At 59.4% G+C, this 3,763-nt stretch carries 6 protein-coding genes; all 6 read right to left on the reverse strand.

From position 1 onward, the window contains the following. On the reverse strand, positions 1-550 hold a 550-nt coding region (locus tag QVO43_RS09735; protein WP_288174935.1), incomplete at its 3' end, for a hypothetical protein. Between the two features lie 18 nt (positions 551-568). Further along, positions 569-1,051, reverse strand: a complete 483-nt coding sequence (folK, locus tag QVO43_RS09740; RefSeq protein WP_022488325.1) for a 2-amino-4-hydroxy-6-hydroxymethyldihydropteridine diphosphokinase — start codon at positions 1,049-1,051, stop codon at positions 569-571. Next, positions 1,042-2,238 carry a dihydropteroate synthase gene (gene folP / locus QVO43_RS09745; protein WP_022488326.1) on the reverse strand — a complete coding sequence of 399 codons (1,197 nt, stop codon included), beginning with the start codon at positions 2,236-2,238 and terminating at the stop codon, positions 1,042-1,044. The genes folK and folP overlap by 10 nt, the downstream gene beginning before the upstream one ends. 1 nt (position 2,239) lies before the next feature. Beyond that, complete coding sequence (gene folE2 / locus QVO43_RS09750) at positions 2,240-3,004, reverse strand: GTP cyclohydrolase FolE2 (protein WP_367996908.1); 765 nt, start codon at positions 3,002-3,004, stop codon at positions 2,240-2,242. After that, positions 3,001-3,363 (reverse strand): 6-carboxytetrahydropterin synthase QueD, encoded by a 363-nt coding sequence (queD, locus tag QVO43_RS09755; protein WP_022488328.1) that lies wholly within the window; start codon positions 3,361-3,363, stop codon positions 3,001-3,003. The genes folE2 and queD overlap by 4 nt, the downstream gene beginning before the upstream one ends. Beyond that, positions 3,360-3,763 (reverse strand): tRNA (cytidine(34)-2'-O)-methyltransferase (locus QVO43_RS09760; protein ID WP_288174941.1); only part of this gene is annotated, 404 nt, incomplete at its 5' end. The genes queD and QVO43_RS09760, both read right to left, overlap by 4 nt.

Below are 3,763 nucleotides of genomic sequence, written 5' to 3' on the forward strand. Positions count from 1 at the left end.
GGATCCGGTTCCACAGGGCTTCTCCCGCCCCCCGGAACATCCGGGGTGCCGCCTGGCTGTACACCAGAAAGCCCCCCACCACCGTAAACACCAGGGAAGCCAGGAAGATCCGGGGATAGGATGCCGGGAAGGGCACCACCTGGTACAGGTCCCCGCCCACCGCAGGGAACACTGCCATGGGTACGGCTCCGATCAGGCTCAGGATAAAGAACATGGTAGCCGTCCGCTGGTCTTCCACACACAGGTAGGGTTCCTGGGGAGACCGCATCCCCTGCCACACCCGGAAGGGCAGATAGGCGGACAGCAGGGCCCCCAGGAATTCAATGGGGATGAAATTGGAGTTGCCCCCGGTGAGGGCCATCCCCGCTGCTGCCCCCAGAGCCGCTGCCACCGCCCCGGTCCGGCCGAAGATCAGCCCGTAGGGTACGGACAGCATGGCCTGGATCCGGAGCCCGCTGAGGCCCGGCACCACCTGGTAGAATTGAGAAACCGCAAATAAAACTGCATACAGAAAGAACAGGACCGCACCTGTCTTCACACGTTCACCCATTATGATTCCCTGCTTTCGTCATTTGTTTCGTTGTTTGTCTTCTTTTTGCCGGAGTTCCTCCCACAGTTCCCCGATGGTCCGATGGAGCACCGGGTGGACCACCTGGGCCCCGATGGCTGCCAGAGGCTCCAGCACAAAGCTTCGGTTGGCCATGTCCGGATGGGGCAGCACCAGGTCATGGCTGTGGATCTGCTGATCTCCGAAAAGGAGCAGATCCAGGTCGATGTTTCGTTCTCCCCAATGGCGTTTCCGCTGCCGGCCCATTTCCAGCTCAATGGCCAGAAGGGTATGGAGGAGACTTTCCGCATCCCCCGGCCACTCCACTTCCGCCGCTCCGTTGAGGAATTCCGGCTGGTCCGTCACCCCATAGGGTTCCGTGGTAATAAGGGGAGATACCTGGATCACCTGGATTCCATGGTGCTCCATCAGTTCCAGGGCCCGGCGGATATTCTGTTCTTTGTCCCCCAGGTTGCTGCCCAGGGCCACATAGGCTACTGACATGCCCGGATCGCCTCCAGCATCCGGATCAGCCGGACATTTTCCTTCACATCGTGGACCCGGACCATCTGGGCGCCAGCGTACACGGCGGCAGCCGAAAGGGCCATGGTCCCTTCCAGCCGTTCTTCAGTGGGAAGCCCACCTAGCACCTTGCCGATGAACCCCTTCCGGGAGCCGGCCAGGAGCACCGGGATCCCGTGTCCGGTCATTTCCCCCAGCCCGCTGCACAGTGCCAGGTTCCCTTCCAGGTCCTTGGCAAAGCCCAGGCCCGGATCCAGGATCACCTTGTCCTTCCCCAGTCCCGCTGCCTGGCAGGCTGCCGCCCGCTCCAGCAGATACTGAGACACTTCTCCCGCCACATTGTGGTAGGTCTTCAGTTCGTCCCCCATCATGGTCTTGGGGGTGCCCCGCATGTGCATGAGCACCAGGGGAGCCTTGGCCCGGGCAGCCACATCCAGCATCCGGCCGTCCCCGGTAGCGGCGGTAACGTCGTTGATGATATCCGCCCCGGCTTCCAGAGCCGCTTCCGCCGTCTCTGCATGGTAGGTATCCACACTGAGGATGCTCTCCGGGAAATGCTTCCGCAAAGCAGCCAGAGCCCCGGTTACCCGGCGTTTTTCCTCTTCCGGAGTCACCGGATCCGCTCCCGGCCGGGTGGATTCTCCTCCGATATCCAGCAGGTCCGCCCCGTCCCGGAGCATGGTTTCCGCCTTGGCCAAAAGGGCCTGTTCTCCGCTGATCCGGGAACCGGCATAGAAGGAATCCGGGGTCACGTTCAAAATCCCCATGACCCGCATTTTCTCATAGGTCAGCTTCCGGCCGTCGGCCAGTACCGTCACCAGGGTCCCCGGTTCCAAAAACTCCCACAGATCGTCCATAATGGCCTGGATCCCGAACCAGTTGGCCATGGAGCCCAGCTTCTTCACCAGGTCCCGGTACTGCCGCCGGTTTCCCAGAAGGATCACATCCACCCGGTCCAGGCTGCAGTTGATGGTGCCCTTGGGGTTCACACATTCCCCTCCCAGAGCCAGCATTTCCTGTTTCAGGATGTTGGCGGCGGGAGTGCGGATCTGGAGCAGTTTCAGGGGCAGCACGGAAGCCTTGGGTTCCATAAGCTGGATGCCCATGGGATGGACTTCGATTTTTTCCATTTCATAACGGATCCGTTCAGGAGGAATGGTCAGATACATGTCACACCTCTTTTTCTACTGTAGCAAAGGCATTGTGGTTGTGGATGCTCTCCTCGCTTTCCACCGTGACCGTATACCAGTCGATCCGGGGATCGGCATTGAGCTGCAAAGCGATTTCCCGGACCGCGTCCTCCACGAACCGGGGATTCTCATAAGCCATTTCTGTGACGCATTTTTCATCCGGCCGTTTCAAAAGAGAATACAGAGGAGTGGAAGCGCCTTTTTCCGCCATATCCACCAGTTCTTCGATCCACACCGGCTGGGAAGAACGGATGCGGATCCGGGCCCAGGCCCGCTGGTTGTGGGCCCCGTATTTACTGATTTCCTTGGAACAGGGGCACAGGGTGTGGATGGGTACATCCACGCCCACTTCCAGGGAGAAGGTGTCCCCTTTTTCCGCCTTGAAATGGCAGTCCACGTCCAGATAGCTTTCGATGCCGCTGACAGGAGCCTTTTTGGTGATGAAATAGGGGCAGGAAAATTCCAACAGGGCCTTCCGGGCTTCCAGTTTCTGCCGGAGCCCGTCCAGCACTTCTTCCAGTTCGTGGGGACGGATGGGGCCCACCTGCTTCAGGCATTCCACGAAACGGCTCATGTGGGTGCCCCGCTGTTCCTGGGGCAGATCCACTGCCAGGGCCACTTCCGCCACCGTATGCTGGCTGCCTTTTTCCCGGTCCGCCAGCACAATGGGCCACCGGAGGTTCCGGATGCCCACATGTTTCAGTGCAATGTGACGCAGATCCTGCTGCGCCTGGACATCTTTCAGCATGATTCACCCCGGTACACAATGCCGCTGGTCTTGGTTTCCCAGACCTGGACTTCATAGAGGGCATAGTTGGCCCCGGTGAGCGGTTCCTTCAGTTTGTTCCACACCCAGACAGCAATGTTTTCCGCAGAAGGCTGGGGCAGGATGTCGTTGAGGCAGTGATGGTCCAGCTGGTCCACCACCAGATCCTTCACCGTGTGCTTGAACTGGACAAAATCCAGCACCATGCCTTCCTGGTCCGGATGGCCTTCCACCTTCACCACCAGCTTGTAGGTGTGGCCGTGGAGATGTTCACATTTGCCGTGGTAATTGGGCAGATAATGGGCTGCGTCAAACTCAAACTCCTTGATACAGATCATATGGTTCCCTCCTGAAGATCAAAATCGTTTTGCCGCAAAGCTTCGTAAAGGACAATGGAAACCGAATTGGCCAGGTTCAGGGACCGGGCTTCGGAAACCATGGGGATCCGCACACATTCCTCCCCATGGGCCAGCCGGAAGTCTTCCGGGAGGCCGGCGCTCTCCTTGCCGAAGATCAGCAGGGAATCAGGTCCGTAATGGACCCGGCTGTAGGATTTGTGGGCGTGGGTGGTCAAGAGGAAGCGGGGGCTGTCCGGATAGGCGGCCAGCACTTCTTCCACGGAATCATAATAGTGGATGTCCACCAGGTGCCAATAGTCCAGACCGGCCCGTTTCAGGTATTTGTCATCCACGGAAAAGCCCAGGGGCCGGACCAGATGGAGACTGGCTCCTGTGGCGG

This window comes from Acidaminococcus sp. CAG:542 (genome assembly GCF_000437815.1).
Taxonomy (GTDB): domain Bacteria; phylum Bacillota; class Negativicutes; order Acidaminococcales; family Acidaminococcaceae; genus Acidaminococcus.

Bases quoted from the DNA above. Each gene is read 5' to 3' on its own strand.
- folP (WP_022488326.1), bottom strand. From the start codon at position 2,238: ATGTATCTGACCATTCCTCCTGAACGGATCCGTTATGAAATGGAAAAA.
- folK (WP_022488325.1), bottom strand. From the start codon at position 1,051: ATGTCAGTAGCCTATGTGGCCCTGGGCAGCAACCTGGGGGACAAAGAA.
- queD (WP_022488328.1), bottom strand. From the start codon at position 3,363: ATGATCTGTATCAAGGAGTTTGAGTTTGACGCAGCCCATTATCTGCCC.